Raw genomic sequence first — 17784 nt, forward strand, 5'->3', positions numbered from 1 at the left:
CAAAATGCTCCTCGCAGAAAATGTTCAGCTTTTTTGATCATCAGGATTGATAAAGACATTGACCGGGAAATCCCCCAGCGCAGCGCTGATCAACAGCTCCTTCTCTGGTGTGACTGCGCCTGTGTGAAAAAGTCCCTTCCAGTTTTGTGTTGTGGCGGCGAACGGTAATTTCACCCGGGTATCGCCCCAAACCTGCGCATTGATCTGAGGGTGCACCCCGTTTTCAAGCAGCTCATGTGACCAGCGTGGCACCACCACCAGCACGCGTGTGCCCTGGTGCTCGCGGCAGAAAGCGACCACGTGTTCGGCGTGTTGGCCGACCACTTCAAGTGGCGTGTAGCTGCCACGCTGGAACAGCTCGGGCTGGGCCTTGCGCAAGGCCAGCACTTGGGCAATCAGCGCTTGTTTGACTCGCCCGTCACGCCAGTTGAACAACAGCTCACCCACCTCCGGTGGCGTATCCAACGCCTGTTGCCGCGCGTTGAAATCCACCGGGCGACGGTTGTCCGGGTCGACCAAGCTGAAGTCCCAGAACTCATCGCCCTGGTACAAATCCGGCACACCCGGCACCGTGAGGCGAAGCAAGGATTGCGCCAGCCCGTTAACAGCGCCCGCAGGCGCGATGGCCTGCGCGGCGTTGTTGATGGCGCTGCGCAGCGGTTGCCCCTCATCGCTGAGCAACACGCGTGACAGGAAGGCTTCGACGCCTTGTTCATACGCCTCATTGGGCGCGCTCCAACTGCTCTGCAACTTGGCTTCGCGCAGGGCTTTTTGTTGCCACTGCCACAGCCGCTGTTGATAGCCGTCAAAATCATCGCCCTGGTCCAGCGGCCAGCTACCCAGCAGCACTTGGTAAAGGATCAACTCATCGCCTGCCGAGGGGGTGCTGGCGTCGTTGCGCAACGGCGCGGCCAGCCTGCGCCAGTCTTCAACCTGTACGGCGTACCACGGCGCGCATTCGCTGAGCACGGCCAGGCGTGCGCGGGTGTCTTCGCCGCGTTTGTGGTCGTGGGTGGCGGTGGCCAGCAGGTTGTCAGGAAACGTCTCCAGGCGCTGTTGGTTGACGGCGTGAAACGCCTCCACAGGCGCACTGAATTGCTCGGTGCTGAAGCCTACGTCGTTGCGCGACAGCAGCACGGCCGAGCGGTAAAACGCGGTGTCTTCCACGGCCTTGGCGGCTGCCGGCGAGGTCAGTTGCTGGAAGCGCACACACGCATGCTTGAGCATCTTGCGTTCACGGCCCACCGGGCGATTGCGCCACGGCTGGCCGCCCAGCCATTTTTCCAGGTGGTCGAGCACTGGCCAGTCGCCTTCGCTCAAGGTGCTGCGGGCACCGGCCAGGGCCTGCAGGAAAAACACATCGTCGCGCTCGCTGCGGCCCAAGGCGCTGATGTAGGTGCGGTACACCGGAAAGTGCACGATCAGTTCCTGCAAGGCGCGACGTATCGCGCCCAGCGTCAGGTCGCGGGTCATCACGTCATCGCGGGCCACTTGCAACAGGGCTTGGGCCACGCTTTCGAAGTCCCCGGCCAGCGAACCGTTGAGGATCTGCTGGCGTGCCAGCCACGCCTCTTCGATAAACGCCGAAGGCCGCTCGCTGTGGCGGGTCCACAGTTCGGCCAGCGGCTCAAAGCCATCGGGATGGTGTTGCAGCAGCGACAGCTGATTCATGAACTCGTAACCGGTGGTGCCGTCCACCTGCCAGTCTTCACGCAGGGTTTCGCCTTCGCCGAGGATTTTTTCAACGAAGATCGGCAAATGCCGTTCTGGTGAGAGTGAATCGACGCGACGGCGCAACTTGCGGCAATAACCGCGTGGGTCGGCGAGCCCGTCGATGTGGTCGATACGCAGACCATCTATCAGGCCCTGGCTGATCAGTTCGAAAATCTTGCCGTGAGTGGCTTCAAATACGGCGCTGCGCTCTACGCGCAAGCCGCCTAGTTCATTCACGTCGAAAAAGCGCCGCCAGTTAATGTCGTCCGCCGCCGTGCGCCAGCTCGCCAGGCGGTAGGCCTGTTGCTCAAGCAGCGCGTGCAGGCGCGTGAAACCGTCGGCTTGGCGCGCGTCAAACTCAGCCAAGCGCTGTTCAATGGCGCGCAGCACCTCGGCTTCGGTGGCGCGTTCGGCCAAGGCCTGCTTGAGCCACGCCGCTTCGTGATAAGCGTCGTCCTGGTAGGCGAGGGCGCTGAAGCGCTCAGCCAACGGTTTGAGCAAGTCATCACTGCCCAGAATAGAGGCGTAATCACGCGGGCAGATCGGGAAGCGGTGTTCGTAATGCTCGACGTAAAACGCCCCGTGCGCAGCGTCGAAGTGCAGCACTAACGTGCCGCTTTGCAAGGCTTCGCCATAATCGCTGCCGAGGAACGGCATCAGCAGTTGGCCCTTGAGCAACGGGTCGGGCGAATGCCATTGAATGTCGAAGAACTCGCTGTAGAGGCTTAAGCGGCCCCATTCCAGCAGGTCCAGCCACCACGGGTTATCCGCGCCGCCGACCGCCATATGGTTGGAGACAATATCGAGGATCAGCCCCATGTTGTGTTCACGCAGCGCCGCCACCAAGCGGCGCAGCGCAGGTTCGCCGCCCAGTTCGGGGTTGACGCTGGTCGGGTCGACCACGTCGTAGCCGTGCATGGAGCCTGCGCGGGCGCTGAGCAGTGGTGAGGCATACACGTGGCTGATGCCCAGTTGGGCAAAGTACGGCACCAACGGCACCGCGTCATCCAGGGTGAAACCTTTGTGAAATTGCAGGCGCTGGGTAGCGCGCAGGGGCAGTGCTTTCATCGGTCACGCTCATAGGCTTGGTTGCGCGCGACGGCCAACAGTTCGAGGCGGCGAGCGGCGCCGGCATTGTCGAGCAGGCTGGCAGCCTCGCCCGGCAGGCGGCGGCGCCAGTTAGGGTGGGTGTCGGTGGTGCCGGGCAGGTTGGCTTGTTCTTCAACGCCCAGCGCATCTTCCAGCGGCAGCAATACCAGCGGTGCACGGGTGTGGCCCAGGTAGCGCACGCTGGCATCGATCACGTGGTCGGTGTCGTTGCGGATTTCATCGACGAAGTTCTGTGGGTCTTCGCTCAAGGCCTGGCGCAGCGCCTGACGCTCGCGCAAGCGGTGTTCGCTCCATTGCTCCACGGTGGGCGCATCGATCAGGCCGAGTTGGATATTCCACTCGATGTCGCGGCTGTGCCACCAGCCATTGAGGGTTGGCAAGTCGTGCGTGCTGGTGGTCGCCAGGGCATTGTCCGGCCAGTCGAGGATCGGCGTGAACTGGCCATCGTGGCCTTGTTCGAAGAGCAACACGCGCATGCCCAGAATCGAGCGGCCGCTGAGTTTTTCGCGCAGGCCATCGGGCACGGTGCCGAGGTCTTCACCGAGCACGATGGCTTGGTGGCGATGCGATTCCAGCGCCAACAGCCGCAACATGTCGTCCACTGGGTAATACAGGTAGGCGCCTTCACGCGGCGAGGCGTCCATGGGGATCACCCACAGGCGCTGCAGGCCCATCACATGGTCGATGCGCAAGCCGCCGGCGTGGGCGAAGTTGGCGCGCAGCATTTCGATAAACGCGCGAAAGCCGTTGCGCTTGAGGCCCTCAGGCGAAAACGCCGAGATGCCCCAGCCCTGGCCCGCGCGGTTGAGAATGTCGGGCGGCGCGCCGACAGTCAGGTTCGCGAGCAACTCATCTTGCCGGCTCCAGGCCTGGCTGCCACCGCCGTCGGCGCCCACGGCCAGGTCGGCGATCAGTCCGACGCCCATGCCGCTGCCCCGCGCAGCTTGTTGCGCGCGCTCCAGGCAACGCGCAATCAGCCATTGGCAGAAGGCGAAGTAGCCGATGTCTTCACGATTGTTCTCGGCGAACTCTGCCAGTGCCGGGCTCTGCGGGTGGCGCCAAGCCTCTGGCCAAAGGCGCCAATCGAGGTCTTCACCGGCGGCGGCGCGAACGGCTTGTACCGCTTCGAAGCGGCAATGGTTTTCCAGCGCTTCGCCACCGGCCTGGCGGAAGCTCAGGAAGTCGGCCTGTTGCGGGTGCTGGCCATGGCGGAAGTCTTCATACAGCGCGCGCAACAGGCGTTGCTTGGCGTTGGCGGCGGCGGGCCAGTCGATCAGGCTGTGTTGTTCAAGGCTGTGCAGCTCTTCGGTCAAGCCGAGGGTTTCGATCGCGTTGCGCACTTCGCGCTCACCGAGGATGCACGCAGGTGACGCGTACAAGCTGTTTAGAAACAGCCGGCTGGAGGGCGAATACGGGCTGTAGCGCGAGGTATCGGCGCTGAACATCGCGTGCATCGGGCTGATAGCCAGGGCGTCGGCACCGCGCTCGGCGGCGGCACGCACCAGATGTTCCAGCGCCAGGGTGTCGCCGAACCCGCCATCGCCCAAGCGGCGCAGCGCGTACAGTTGAGCACTTAACCCCCACGCCCGCGCAGGTTGGCTGTCAGCCGCTTCGCCCACGCTGTAGCAATGGGTGGGCGCGACGGCGAGGGTAAAGGTCTGCTCGGCAATGTGTACCTCATGGTAGCCAAGGGCGATGACGCCTGGCAGCACAGCGTCGCCGTCGAGGCGTAATTCGAGGCTTTCGCCCCCTTCCAAATTGACCCGGCACAGCGTGTCGGGTTCGAAGTAGCGCGCCAGGTCAAGGCCTTCGCCGCTGTCGACGGTCATCAGTGGCGGAAGGTGTTTGTCTTGTTGCGCCTGCTCCATTTCCAGCAAGCTGGCGTCGATTTCGGCATCGGTATCCGCCGGGTGGCCGAGGCCTTTGAGCACGGCGCGCAGAGCCTCGGGTTTTACATGTTGCGGGCGGCCGTTTGCGTCGATCCAATCGACGGCCAGGCCCGCGCGACTGGCGAGTATTTCCAGGTTCGCTTCGCTCAAGAGTGCTCTCCAACAGGGAATAAGGCCACGCGTGCACTGAACGGCGCGAGTTGCGCGCCACCCGTGGCAGGCGTTTCGAATAGCAGGTGTTGCGGCACGGGGTGACTGAGCGGCGTTGCGCTCAAGTTAAGGTCAATCTGCAATACGCTGCCGTTGCCCAGGCGCCAGCGTGCAGTGACGGCGCCGTCTGCCAGCACCTGCGCACCCAACGCCACAGTGCCCGGCAAGTGCGGCACGATGTGCTGGTGACGCAGGCTCAGCAGGTGGCGATAAAACTGGGCGTGTTCGTTCTCGGTCAGCGTGGGCGCCGACTGCAGAAACGTGGTCAAGGCGTTTGGATCAGGAATGCGCTCACGCCGCTCCGGGTCCTGGAACGCCGCAAAGTCCGCAAACTCGCTGCGTCGGCCTTCGCGCACGGCCTCGGCCAGTTCACCATGGTGGTCGGTGAAAAACAGGAACGGTTCGCTGGCGTTGACTTCATCGCCCATGAACATCAACGGAATCATCGGCGACAGCAGTAACAAGGCGGTCGCAGCTTTCAGCGCCTGCGGCGAGCAGAGTTGGTGCAGGCGCTCGCCAAAGGCACGATTGCCGATCTGGTCATGGTTCTGCAAAAACAGCACGAACGCGCTCGGCGGCAAGTGCCCGCTGGGCTCGCCGCGCGTATGGCCATGGCGAGTGGTGTGGCCCTGATAGATAAAACCTTCGCTCAGGCAGCGCGCCAGTTTGGCGGTGGTGTCTTTGGCAAAATCGCTGTAGTAGGCGTCGGTTTCGCCAGTCAACAACACGTGCAAGGCGTTGTGGCCGTCGTCATTCCACTGCGCATCAAACGAGTGCTCAAGCAGGCTGGCCTGGTTGAATTCGTTTTCCAGCACCAGCCACACATGGCGCCCGGTATCTGTTTGCTGGCGCACGCGCTGTGCCAGCTCCTCTAAAAAGCCGGGGTTGTCGATGGCGTGCACCGCGTCCAGGCGCAAGCCGTCGAAGCGGTATTCCAGCAGCCACATCAGCGCGTTATCGAGGAAGAAGTCGCGCACTTCGCGCCGATCAAAATCAATGCCCGCGCCCCATGGCGTGTGCACGTCTTCTTGAAAGAAGCCTTTGGCGTATTGGCCGAGGTAATTGCCGTCGGGGCCGAAGTGGTTGTAGACCACGTCAAGAATCACCGCCAGGCCGTGTTCATGGGCACTGTCGACCAATTGCTTGAGCTGTTCGGGGGTGCCGTAGGAGGCTTGGGGCGCGTAGGGCAGAACACCGTCGTAACCCCAATTACGTTCACCGGGGAATTGCGCCAACGGCATCAATTCAATCGCGGTAACGCCCAATTCGGCCAGGCGTGGCAGGTGCTGTTCAACGCCTGCGTAGCCGCCCAGCGCGCCGACATGCACCTCGTAAATCACCGCTTCGTGCCAAGGGCGGCCTTGCCAGTTGCTGTGTCGCCATTGGTAGGCGAGGGGGTCGACGACGACGCTCCAACCGTGCACGTCCGCAGCCTGAGCCCTGGAGGCCGGGTCGGGAACGTCCATTTCGCCGTCGATGTTGTAGCGGTAAAGAGTGCCCGCCGGGCACTGTATTTCGGTCTCGAACCAGCCATCTGCCTGAGGCAGCATGGCGATCGACTTGCCGTTTTCCAATTCAACGCTGACATAAAACGCGTCTGGCGCCCACAAGGCAAAACGCGTGTGTTGCGCGTCCAGCATGATTGCGCCGTGGGGCCAGGTTTCCAAAGTCCGTAACGGCATCTATGAAGACCTCCCTTGATTATTTAGCCGATTTCCCCAGTGCTTTAGCCACAAGCTGTTCGTACAGTTCAGCGTAGGGTTCCACCGCTTGGCTCCAGTTGAAAGGCTGGGTCATGGCGCGGCAGCGCATGGCGTTGAGCAGGCCGGTGTTGGCGAACACCCTGAAGGCGCGGCTCAGCGCTTCTTCGTAGCTTTGCACCGTGGATTCATTGAACAGGAACCCGGTCACGCCATTCTCGATGGTGTCGGCCAGGCCCCCGGTGTTGCGCGCTATCGGTAACGAACCGAAGCGTTGCGCGTACATTTGGCTCAAGCCGCAAGGCTCATAGCGCGATGGCATCAGCAGGAAGTCGCTGCCGGCGAACATGCGCCGCGCATCGGTCTCATTGAAGCCAATGCGTACGCCAACCTGGCCGGGAAACCGCAGCGCCAGTTCACGCATGGCGTGTTCTTCTTCCGGTTCGCCACGGCCGATAATGGCGATCTGGCCGCCGTTCTCGACAATAAAACTGGCCACGGCTTCAGTCAGGTCCAGGCCTTTTTGATACACCAGGCGCGAGACCACAGCAAACAAAGGGCCGCTGGAGTCATGCAGGCCGAACAGCTCGCGAACGTGCGCGGCGTTAACGGCTTTGCCTTCCCAGTCACCGATATTGAAGTTATGGGTCAGGTGCGTGTCGGTAGACGTTTCCCAACTTTCATCGATACCGTTGGGAATGCCACTGAGCAGGCCTTGCTGGGTCTTGCTGGCCAAAAAGCCATCAAGGCCGCAGCCGAATTCCGGCGTGGTGATTTCCTGCGCATAGGTCGCGCTCACGGTGGTGATGTGGCTGGAGTACGCCATGCCGGCCTTGAGGAACGACATCTTGCCGTAGAACTCCATACCTTCTTGTTGCAAGGCATGCGGCGGGATGCCCAGCTCAGGGGTCGACGCCAAACTCACCACACCCTGATAGGCGAGGTTATGAATGGTGAACAGCGTGGGAGTGCGTGAGCCACGCCAGTGCATATAAGCAGGTGCCAGGCCAGCAGGCCAGTCATGCGCGTGCACCAGGTCCGGGCACCAGTGGATCTGGGCGAGGTTGGCGGCCATGTCGGCGGCGGCAAGGCCCAGGCGGGCGAAGCGAATATGATTGTCCGGCCAGTCGCGGCCGTTGTTGGCACCATAAGGAGTGCCTTCGCGCTCGTAGAGCTCAGGGCAGATCAGCACATAGATAACCAGGCCGTCCTTGAGGTCCATGCGCCCGATCTTGCATGGCGGCAGTGCGGCATGGCCGCCCAACTCGCCGATGATATGAATCGGGTTGTCGCTTTCCATCACCTGCGGATAGCCAGGGATCAGCACCCGCACATCGTGCAGGTGAGCCATGGCGCGGGGCAGGGCAGCGGAGACGTCGCCCAAGCCACCGGTTTTCACCAGATCGGCGAATTCGGAGGTAACAAACAGCACTTTCTTGCGATTAGGATTCTGACTCACGATCGGCCGCACAGTGTTGGGCAGGTCGGCCAATGACGTAGGCCCCCCTACCGGCTGACTAAAACGCTCTCCCTGAGTATCTACTGCGGCACTGATCATAATGCTCTCCCACGTTTTGGTGGGCTAATGGCCCGCTGCCACTAGCTCCGATGACCGCATCCTGCGGCCAGGCGCGCAAGCGCTGTACAGATCTGGCAAGGCTTATGCCAGTTGCACGGCAAGCAGAAATAGATTGGATGGACGGGCATTTCGCTAAACGCGCGTGCTCGCCTCCCTTAAAACTGGACCTATGGCAGAGTTGGAAAGTTTAGATTTTTTGCGGGGTTTTTGTTTTGGAACGGACCCATGGTTCATGAGTCTAGGACAGATCTCAGCACCTGTAGGGTTTTTGCCGGGGTTTGTAGGACAATAAACTTGTAACCATATGCAAATTTAAAATCTGCAGCCGGGCTTGCCGGCAAAGTACTCAAAGCGGGGCGATGCAACCGCCAGCAGGTGGTGCATATGCACTGAATGGGTGCATCAGCCAAGCACGCGCATGGGCATACCGTTGGCCCATGCCTGAATATCTTCGATCATTTGCTGGTAGAACTGCCGGTAATTCTGTTCGCTGACATACCCCACGTGCGGGGTGGCCAACACGTTGGGCAAGCGCCGAAACGGATGATCTGCCGGCAGTGGCTCTTCGCTATACACGTCCAGCGCAGCCCCGGCCAGGCGTCCGTTTTCGAGTGCCTGAACCAACGCCTGCTCATCCACAATCGGCCCGCGCGCAGTATTGACCAAGCGCGCAGTCGGCTTCATCCAGCTCAACGCTTGGGCATCCACCAAACCACGGCTGCGATCGCTGAGTACCAAGTGCACGCTTAGAATATCCGCCTGCTCGAACAACTCGCGCTTGCTGACCCAAGTCACACCCGACGCGGCGGCACGTTCGGGCGTGAGGTTTTCGCTCCAGGCCACCACGCGCATGCCGAATACCTGCGCGAACTGCGCGACCTTCTGGCCAATACTGCCCAAGCCGAGCACCCCCAGAGTTTTGCCGTACAGGTCGCCACCCAGCCCAACCTGCCAGTTGCCGGCACGCAGGGAGTTGGCTTCGGCGAGCAAATTGCGCGTGGATGCCATGATTAACGCCCAGGTCAGTTCCGGCGCCGCCTGCTTGTAACTGTCGGTGCCGCACACCTGAATGCCCAGCGCCTTGGCGGCCGTCATGTCGATGGCGGCATTGCGCATGCCGCCGGTCACCAACAGCTTGAGGTTGGGCAAGCCCTGCAACAGCGCTGTGTCGAAGAGGGTGCGTTCGCGCATCAGGCAAATAACCGTGAATGCCTGCAAACGCTCGATCATTGACGCCGTGTCCGCCGGGTAATCGTGCAGGAAATGCACTTGGCCAACCGACGCCAGCGCCGACCAGTCCACCACGCCACTGGCGACCTTCTGCCAATCATCAATGACTGCGATCTGTAACGACATTCACGAGTGCCTCGATAAAAGTTGACTTAAAGGGCGTTTAAACCCTGCAACAACGCTTTATGAAACTGGGCCGGATCTTCCATCTGTGGCGCGTGCCCCATGCCCGGGAACTCCACCAGCGTAGCGTGCGGGATCAGCTTGGCCACTTGCTTGCCCAACACCGCATAATTACCCAGCTTGGCCTTGACCTCGGGCGGCGCCACATCACGGCCAATGGCGGTGGTATCGGCGGTGCCGATCAGCAGCAGGGTCGGCATTTGCAAGTCCTTGAACTCGTAGTACACCGGCTGGGTGAAGATCATGTCGTAAATCAACGCCGAGTTCCAGGCGACCTGAGTATGCCCCGGGCCTTTATTCAGGCCCGCGAGCATGTCGACCCAGCGCTCATACTCGGGCTTCCAGCGTCCGACGTAGTAAGTATTCAGTTCGTACTTGCGGATGCCGTCGGCGCTCACTTTCAGCTCGCGTTCATACCATTGGTCGACACTGAGGTACGGCACGCCCAAGGCTTTCCAGTCTTCCAGGCCTATCGGGTTGACCAGCGCCAGTTGCTCGGTTTGCGCCGGGTACAGCAGCGCGTAACGGGTGGCGAGCATGCCGCCGGTAGAGTGGCCGACGAGGGTGGCTTTTTGAATGCCGAGTTTATCCAGCAACTGGTGGGTGTTAATCGCCAGTTGCTGGAAGCTGTACTGGTAATGGTCCGGCTTGCTGGAGGTGCAAAAGCCGATCTGGTCGGCTGCGATCACCCTGTAACCCGCGTCGCTCAAGGCTTTTATCGATTGATCCCAGGTCGCGCCGCAGAAGTTTTTGCCGTGCATCAGCACCACGCTGCGGCCGTTGGCAGGGGCTTTGGCCGGTACGTCCATGTAACCCATTTGCAGGGATTTGCCCTGCGACTGGAAGTTGAAGTGCTCAACCGGATAGGGGTATTCAAAGCCTTGCAGTTCAGGGCCGTAGGCCGGGCTTTCGGTGGCAGCGAAGGCGGGAAGGGCACTGCCGAGCAGCAGGCTGGCGGCGCACAGTGAACGGATCAGGGGCATGAGTCAGTCTCCGGAGGCAGTGACCGGATGCTGTGGCGCAACGATTAAGTGAGGATTAACGGGGCGGCGCAGTCACGCCACTGGCACCCCGTAACTCACCGGGCTAGAGGGCTTTCAAGCCTTGCAGCAACGCCGTGTGGAACTGGTCAGGGTCTTCGAGCTGTGGCGAGTGGCCCCGGTTGGCGAATTCCACCAGGGTTGCGTTGGGAATCAGCTTGGCCACGTGCTTGCCGAGTTCTGCGTAATTGCCGATTTTCGCCCTGACTTGCGGTGACGCCAGGTCGCTGTTAAGCGCGATGGTGTCGGAGGTGCCAATAAGCAGCAGGGTGGACATTTTCAAGTCCTTGAACTCGTAGTACACCGGCTGGGTGAATATCATGTCCCAGATCAACGCCGAGTTGCGCACGACTTCCTTCCGGCCTGGCCCGTTGTGCAGCCCTACCAGCATGTCTACCCAACGATCGTGCGCAGGTTCCCAGCGTCCAAGGTAGTAGTTGGCTTGTTGATAGTCGCGCACGCTTTGGTAGGTCAATTGGCTATCGGCTTGCGCCCACTGGTCGACCGTGCGGTAAGGAACGCCCATGGCTTTCCAGTCTTCCAAACCAACGGGGTTGACCATCGCCAGTTGTTCGGTCTGCGCCGGATACATCAAGGCGTAGCGGGTGGCGAGCATGCCGCCGGTGGAATGCCCCAGCAGCGTGGCCTTTTTAATCCCGAGTTTTTCCACCAATTGCTGGGTGTTGATTGCCAGTTGCTGGAAGCTGTACTGGTAGCTTTCGGGCTTGCTGGAGGTACAGAAGCCGATTTGGTCAGGCACCACCACGCGGTAACCGGCGTCGCTCAGGGCCTTGATCGAGCCTGCCCAGGTGGCGCCGCAAAAATTTTTGCCGTGCATCAGCACGATACTGCGTCCATTCGGCGTGCCCTTGGGTTTCACATCCATATAACCCATTTGCAACGCTTGGCCTTGTGACGAGAATTTGAACTGCTCAAGCGGATACGGGTATTGGAAGCCCTGTAACTGCGGGCCGTAGGTGGTTTCTTTGGCGGTAGCGCAGCCGGTGATGGCCGCTGCGAGTAATAAAGGGGTGAGAAAGCGCGTGCATGTGGCTTGCATGGGGCGGGGCTCTGCAGGGAAAAATCGGAGTCTTCGGGCCAGGCATTAATCGAGGATTAAGCGAATGAAGCGCGCGCCGAACTCGGCGAAAACAAGGATTATTCCTGCAGGGCGTGGGGGAGCTGGCCCAGCGTCAACAGCGCCAGCACCGCGTATCGGGCGCCTTTTGCAACGCTGACCAAGAGCAGGAAGCGCCAGAACGGCTCGCGCATGACGCCCGCCACCAGTGTCAGCGGGTCGCCGATAATCGGCACCCAACTGAGCAACAGCGACCAATGCCCCCAGCGTTGGTAGTGGCGGCTGGCCTTTTCCAGGTGTCGGGGGCTGACCGGAAACCAGCGCCGCGTTTTAAAGCGCTCAACCGAGCGCCCCAGCCACCAATTGACCACCGAGCCCAGCACGTTGCCGACGGTGGCGATTGCGAGCAACGCCCACAGGCTGTAATGCCCGCTGATCAACAAGCCCACCAGCACCGCTTCCGATTGCATCGGCAACAACGTGGCGGCGCCGAAGGCGGCGAAAAACAGCCCCAGGTAACCGGCGAGCATCAATCAATGCGCCGGGTGCATGCCCGGCATGGCGATCAGCGCAAGGGCAGGGGTGAGCAAGGCAAACAGCAGGGCTAGTCGCAACGGGGTTTTCATGGGGGCTCGCGATCAGGCAGGGGGGGATGGTGACGGCCGCATCGTAGCACAGGCATCTACGCGCTTTTGTGGGTCTCAGTTTTGGCGTTGTTACTGATGGCGAGTCACTTTTGAAAGGGTCCAAAACTTCATGTGTGGGAGCGGGCTTGCTCGCGATGCAGTCAACTCAGTGTGACTGATAGTCCGAGGTGCCTGCATCGCGAGCAAGCCCGCTCCCACAATTTTGGCTCGGTGTACCGACTCTAAAGACCCGTTTCCAGCCGCTTCTTAAGCTGGTCCAGCGCCACATTGGACAGCTCAAGCATGCGCTGATGAAGCGTTGCAAGTTGCAACTCGGTCTCATACGTCAATACACGTTTAAACAACGTGCCACCGCGATGCGCTTGCAAAAAGTAGTGCACCGACCCATCCACCACCAACGAAGTAAACACGCTCTTGAATTCACTAGGCCGACACGCCACCTGCACGCGATAACTCATGGGTACACGCACACCGAGCAAGTCGATAACCCCGTTAAAACGTGTACCGGCCTGCAATGACCCGCCGGTGCCGGTGTCGGCACTCAGCGCCGTAGGGTGCCACTCGTGCCAACGATCAGGCTGGCTCACATAGTCATAAACAACCTCCAAGGGCGCTTCGATAAAGCGCTCCTGGCTGATCCGCTCCAAGCGGCTTGAATGCTCGACAGCGTGCATGACCCACCTCCTGTGTGGCTCGGAACTTTCAGAATAGTCCCACTCCCGCGCATTGCACGGAAGTGCCACAGCCACTTATCAGCGCACCTTGAAACGACTCATCAGGGCAATCACGCGGCCGTTCGCGTCCAACAGGCTTTGCGTGTTGGTTTGGGTGGTGTGGCCGCTTTGCACCAGCTCGTCGACCATATGTCGGATTTGCACCATGCTGCGGTTGATCTCCTCGGTCACCGCACTTTGCTGCTCGGCGGCTGTGGCGATCTGCGTGCTGAGGTTGTTGATATGGCTGACCGAGCCCGCCATTTCATCCAGGCCGGTATTAACCCGTGCCGTGGCATCCGCCGCCGATTGGCAACTGGCTTGGGTGTTTTCCATGGCCGCCACCGACGAACTCACGCCGGTGGTCAGGCGCGCGAGCATCTCGTTGATCTGCGAGGTGCTGGCTTGGGTGCGCGCAGCCAGCGCGCGCACTTCGTCGGCGACCACCGCAAAACCACGGCCTTGCTCGCCCGCCCGCGCCGCTTCGATCGCGGCGTTCAGTGCCAACAAGTTGGTTTGCCCGGCAATCGCGCCGATCACACCGAGGGTTTCGGTGATGCGCGCGGCGTCCTGGCGCATGTTTTCAACGGTGTGGGTGGCGCTGGCCACTTCGCCGATCAAGGCGCTGACGCTGTTGGACGCTTCACCCACCACCACCCGCGAGCGGTCGGCGTGCTCATTCGCGCGCTGGGTAAACGACGCGGTTTCGGCGGCGTTGTGCGCGACGGTGTCGGCGGTGGAACTCATTTCGGTGATGGCGGTGACCGTCTGATCGGTCTCTGAGGCGTGCCGCACCAAAATCTGGTTGGTGTGGGCCGAGGTCTGTTGCAACTGCTCAAGGCCCGACGACATCGCGCCGGTGGCCAGCGTCACTTCGCTGATCATGTTTTGCAGGTACACGATAAAGTGATTCACCGAGTGCCCAATCGCGCCCAGTTCGTCTTCAGCACGAATGGTGATGCGCCGCGTCAGGTCGGCGTCGCCGGCCGACAGCGCGTCGATATTGGTCTTCAGCGACTTCATGCGCTGCACCAGTTGGCGAATCGCGTAGACCTGCAACAGCACCAGCAGCAACACCATGGGAATCTGGATCAGGCTGAGGCTGCCGAGCACGTCATCGCGCTGGGCGGTGATCAACGACGTGGGCAGGGCGGTGGCGAGCAACCATGGCGTGCCCTCAATCGGGCGCATATAGAAGGTGCTGGCCACGCCCTGGTTGTCGAACTCGGTGCGTTGCAGCGTTTGGTCGCGTTGGCCCAGCGCCTTGCTGACCTGCGCGGCAAAGGCTGAAGAACCGGCCAGTTCGCTGATGTTCTTCAACACCACCGGGCCGCTGATGCGCGTGCTGTTGCTGATGATTTTGCCGTCAGCCTCAACGATCAGCATCTGCCCGCCGATGTCTTTTTCCTTGCTGGCCACCAGGTCATTGAAAAAACCCAGGGTCACGTCGATGGTGGCGATGCCATAAGCCGCGCCGTCGCGCTGGATCGCCATGGCGCAGTTGGTGCGTGGCTCCTGGCTGGCGTCATCTTTGTAGGCGGCCGCCCAGGCGCACTGGCCGCGCGGTGCGGCGAGACCACCTTTATACCAACTCTGGTCGTAGTAATTAGGTGCGGCGTCACTGTTCCAGAAGGTGTTCACGGCGAGCTTGCCCGACGCATCGCGGTGCCAGAAAGTGCTGTGCTTGTTACGCCCCGGTGTTCGCTGGTTAGGCAGCGGCCAGATGCCACCGCCAAAGACTTTAAGCTCGCCGTACTGATCCACCAGGCCAGGCAGCACCTTGTCGATGGCATCGCTGTCGAGCAGCGGGATGGTTTGGGTGATGCTGCGTTGCTGGGACTGAACCTTGTTCAGTTCGCCCTGGATTTGTACGGCCACTTCGTTGATGCGGTTGAGCACGACCTGTTCTTCGGTCTGTCGCAGCTTGGGCGCGACCAACTGGCCGATGCCCACGACGGTCAACACAAATAACACCAAGACGAATAGCACCAGAAACACGGTGTAGCGGGTTTGGATGGAGCGCAATGGGGGCATGGGTATCGTCCTTACGAAGCGTTTATTATTGGCGCGGCTTTGTTAGAGCTTCGTCGGGGTATCGGCTTGGCAAGGCGGAGCTTTAGGTACGAGGGTGCAAAGTTTATGGCGGTCGAGGTAACGCGGTGCCCCGTGTTCCTGGCAACTGAACTCGGACGATTTCAACGACTCTCAAACCAGACACCAGCGTCAGCCGTGGGGAGCCCGCAGATGAACACGACTTGTAATACTGGAGCGGTGTTCGACACTGATTTGCCTGCTCGGCTGGATCGCCTGCCGTGGGGGCGTTTTCATACCTTGCTGGTCATGGCGCTGGGCATTACCTGGTTGCTCGACGGCCTGGAAGTCACCCTCGCAGGCTCGGTAGCGGGTGCCCTCCAGGCCAGCCCGGTGCTTAACCTCAGCCGCAGCGACATCGGCCTGGCCGGCGCTGCCTACATAGCCGGTGCGGTGTTGGGCGCACTGTTCTTCGGCTGGCTGGCGGACCGCTTCGGGCGCCGCAAGCTGTTCTTCATCACCTTGCTGCTATACGTCGGCGCTACCGCCGCGACGGCATTCTCGTTCAGCGTGTGGAGCTTCATGCTGTTCCGCGCGCTGACCGGAATGGGCATCGGCGGCGAGTACGCGGCGATCAACTCGACTATTCAAGAGTTCACGCCAGCCCGTTACCGGGGTTGGGTTGATCTGACGATCAACGGCACATTCCGGCTAGGCGCTGCGTTGGGGGCCATCGGCTCGATTGTTTTGCTCGACCCGCAATGGGTGGGTGCCGAATTGGGCTGGCGCCTGTGCTTCGGCATCGGTGCGGTACTCGGTTTGCTGATTTTGCTGATGCGCTTGTGGCTGCCGGAAAGCCCGCGCTGGTTGCTGATTCACGGGCGTTCGGACGAAGCGCAAAAGATCGTTGAGCAGATTGAAGTCGGCCTTGAGCGCCAGGGGCACGTGTTGTCTGCCGTCGCTGGCAGGCCATTGCGGCTGCATGTTCGAGATAATACGCCGCTTGGCGAAGTCGCCAAAACGCTGCTGGTTACGTTTCGCCAGCGCTCGCTGGTGGGCCTGACCCTGCTGACGGCGCAGGCTTTTTTCTACAACGCAATTTTCTTCACCTACGCGCTGGTACTCACGGATTTTTACGGTGTGCCTGCTGAGCGCGTTGGCTGGTACGTGTTGCCGCTGGCGCTGGGCAATTTTTGTGGGCCGCTGCTCTTGGGCAAGTTGTTCGACGTGGTGGGGCGACGGGTGATGATCAGCCTGACCTATGCCGTTTCTGCGGTCCTGCTGGCGATCAGCGGTTATCTGTTTCAACGCGGGCTGCTGGATGTAACTCAACAGGCAATCGCCTGGATGGTGATCTTTTTCTTCGCCTCTGCGGCTGCGAGCTCCGCCTATCTGACCGTGGCCGAAACCTTTCCGCTGGAAATTCGTGCGCTGGCGATTGCGCTGTTCTATGCATTCGGCACGGGGCTGGGCGGCATCATCGGCCCAACGCTGTTTGGTGAACTGATCGAAAGCGGTGAGCGCAGCCAGTTGTTGGTCGGCTATTTGATCGGCGCAGGGCTGATGTTGTTTGCAGCGCTGGTGCAATGGCGCTGGGGCACGGCTGCCGAGCGCAAATCGCTTGAGGAGGTTGCCCGACCGCTGTCGCAGGCGGATAACCCTGAGGCGCTGCACCGTCAGGCTTGAGCCTTGCGATAGGCGCCGGGTTGTTGCCCGATGACTTTGTGAAACGCCCGGGTAAACGCCGCCACCGATTGATAACCCGCCGCCAGTGCCACCTGCGCCACGGTCTGGTCTTGTTTGAACAGCTCGCACGCATGGCGCATGCGCATCATCAGCAGCACGTGCCCCGGCGATTGGCCGCACAGCTCGTTGAACCGCTTGAAAAACGCCGAGCGCGAGAGCCCGGTGCAGGCCGCCATACTTTCCAGGCTCCAGGCGTCGGCTGGGCGCGCGATCAGTTGCTCCAGCAGGTTGGCGAACGCCGGTTGCCGGGCGAGTGCCGCCAGCCCGCCAAGCTCGGTATTGTCGAGCACTTGCTGGCGCAGCACATACAGAAACAGCAGGTGACACAGACGTTCGAGCAGTGCGGAAGAGGGCGCCGGGGCGCGCTCGCACTCTTGCAGGATCAGTTCGAACAAGCTGCGTGCGGCGGTCAGTGACGGGTCGCCGGCGCGCAGGATGATCCAGGCCGGCAGGCTGTCGACGATCATCGCCGACAGGCCGGAGTGGAAGTGAAAAAAGCCGCAGACCAACCCCACGCCGTCGCCGGCAGTGCTGTCCAGCGGCAGCATTGGGCGCCGTGGGCATGCCTGCGCCGCAGCGGCCGTTGCTTCGCCAGACAAGCGATACACCAAGTCGCGCAGCAGAAACACCGCATCGCCATTGTTCAAGTGTTGCGGCGTCGGCTCGCCGTCCAAATGCAGCCAGCACTGGCCTTGCACAACCAAGTGAAAACTCGCGCTGGCAAGCCCATGAGTACTCGCGTGCCAGTCGCCGCAATAGCGGCCGATGTGGAATAAGCGCGTGTTGAGTTCGAGGCTGTCTAATAACCAATCGACAAGTGCACTGGACGAATTCATCTAACGAAAAGACTCTAGAGCAAGTAATCGCTACTTTAGCCTATTGAGCGGTTTTTTTATAACCAACAGACTGAGTACA

At 61.0% G+C, this 17784-nt stretch carries 12 protein-coding genes and 1 pseudogene; 1 reads left to right on the forward strand and 12 read right to left on the reverse strand.

Translation table 11 applies throughout. The annotated features are described in order from the left end of the window. Window positions 1–24: 24 nt before the first annotated feature. From ACOZK9_RS08980 to ACOZK9_RS09030, 11 genes and pseudogenes are all read right to left on the reverse strand, one after another. A complete protein-coding gene (locus ACOZK9_RS08980; protein ID WP_421555649.1) occupies window positions 25–2781 on the reverse strand; it encodes a malto-oligosyltrehalose synthase in 2757 nt (918 codons plus the stop codon). Further along, window positions 2778–4862 (reverse strand): 4-alpha-glucanotransferase, encoded by a 2085-nt coding sequence (malQ, locus tag ACOZK9_RS08985; protein WP_421555650.1) that lies wholly within the window; start codon window positions 4860–4862, stop codon window positions 2778–2780. The genes ACOZK9_RS08980 and malQ overlap by 4 nt, the downstream gene beginning before the upstream one ends. Continuing rightward, window positions 4859–6604 carry a malto-oligosyltrehalose trehalohydrolase gene (gene treZ / locus ACOZK9_RS08990; RefSeq protein WP_421555651.1) on the reverse strand — a complete coding sequence of 582 codons (1746 nt, stop codon included), beginning with the start codon at window positions 6602–6604 and terminating at the stop codon, window positions 4859–4861. Before treZ ends, malQ begins: the two co-directional genes overlap by 4 nt. A 19-nt stretch (window positions 6605–6623) precedes the next feature. Beyond that, window positions 6624–8180 (reverse strand): glycogen synthase GlgA, encoded by a 1557-nt coding sequence (gene glgA, locus ACOZK9_RS08995; RefSeq protein ID WP_152746307.1) that lies wholly within the window; start codon window positions 8178–8180, stop codon window positions 6624–6626. A 423-nt stretch (window positions 8181–8603) separates the two neighbouring features. Further along, window positions 8604–9557: a D-2-hydroxyacid dehydrogenase family protein gene (locus tag ACOZK9_RS09000; protein ID WP_421555652.1), complete on the reverse strand. Its 954-nt coding sequence runs from the start codon at window positions 9555–9557 to the stop codon at window positions 8604–8606. A gap of 26 nt (window positions 9558–9583) precedes the next feature. Next, window positions 9584–10597, reverse strand: coding sequence for an alpha/beta fold hydrolase (locus ACOZK9_RS09005; RefSeq protein WP_152748670.1), 1014 nt, complete (start codon window positions 10595–10597; stop codon window positions 9584–9586). Window positions 10598–10700: 103 nt separating this feature from the next. Next, a complete protein-coding gene (locus ACOZK9_RS09010; protein WP_152748671.1) occupies window positions 10701–11714 on the reverse strand; it encodes an alpha/beta fold hydrolase in 1014 nt (337 codons plus the stop codon). Between the two features lie 98 nt (window positions 11715–11812). Then, window positions 11813–12262 carry a YqaA family protein gene (locus ACOZK9_RS09015; protein ID WP_152748672.1) on the reverse strand — a complete coding sequence of 150 codons (450 nt, stop codon included), beginning with the start codon at window positions 12260–12262 and terminating at the stop codon, window positions 11813–11815. A gap of 338 nt (window positions 12263–12600) precedes the next feature. Then, window positions 12601–13053 (reverse strand): SRPBCC family protein, encoded by a 453-nt coding sequence (locus ACOZK9_RS09020; RefSeq protein ID WP_152748673.1) that lies wholly within the window; start codon window positions 13051–13053, stop codon window positions 12601–12603. Between the two features lie 78 nt (window positions 13054–13131). Then, window positions 13132–13977, reverse strand: a complete 846-nt coding sequence (locus ACOZK9_RS09025; protein WP_421555771.1) for a methyl-accepting chemotaxis protein — start codon at window positions 13975–13977, stop codon at window positions 13132–13134. A gap of 15 nt (window positions 13978–13992) precedes the next feature. Next, window positions 13993–15126 (reverse strand): annotated as a pseudogene (locus ACOZK9_RS09030) (HAMP domain-containing protein); the annotation flags it as partial. A 210-nt stretch (window positions 15127–15336) separates the two neighbouring features. On the opposite strand from ACOZK9_RS09030, the gene ACOZK9_RS09035 reads away from it, so the two are divergent. Next, window positions 15337–16809, forward strand: a complete 1473-nt coding sequence (locus tag ACOZK9_RS09035) for an MFS transporter (RefSeq protein WP_421555653.1) — start codon at window positions 15337–15339, stop codon at window positions 16807–16809. On the opposite strand, the gene ACOZK9_RS09040 is transcribed toward ACOZK9_RS09035, so the two are convergent. Next, window positions 16800–17705, reverse strand: a complete 906-nt coding sequence (locus ACOZK9_RS09040) for an AraC family transcriptional regulator (RefSeq protein ID WP_058411135.1) — start codon at window positions 17703–17705, stop codon at window positions 16800–16802. The genes ACOZK9_RS09035 and ACOZK9_RS09040 overlap by 10 nt on opposite strands. Window positions 17706–17784: the final 79 nt, after the last annotated feature.

The organism is Pseudomonas kitaguniensis (assembly GCF_049199985.1).
GTDB lineage: Bacteria > Pseudomonadota > Gammaproteobacteria > Pseudomonadales > Pseudomonadaceae > Aquipseudomonas > Aquipseudomonas kitaguniensis.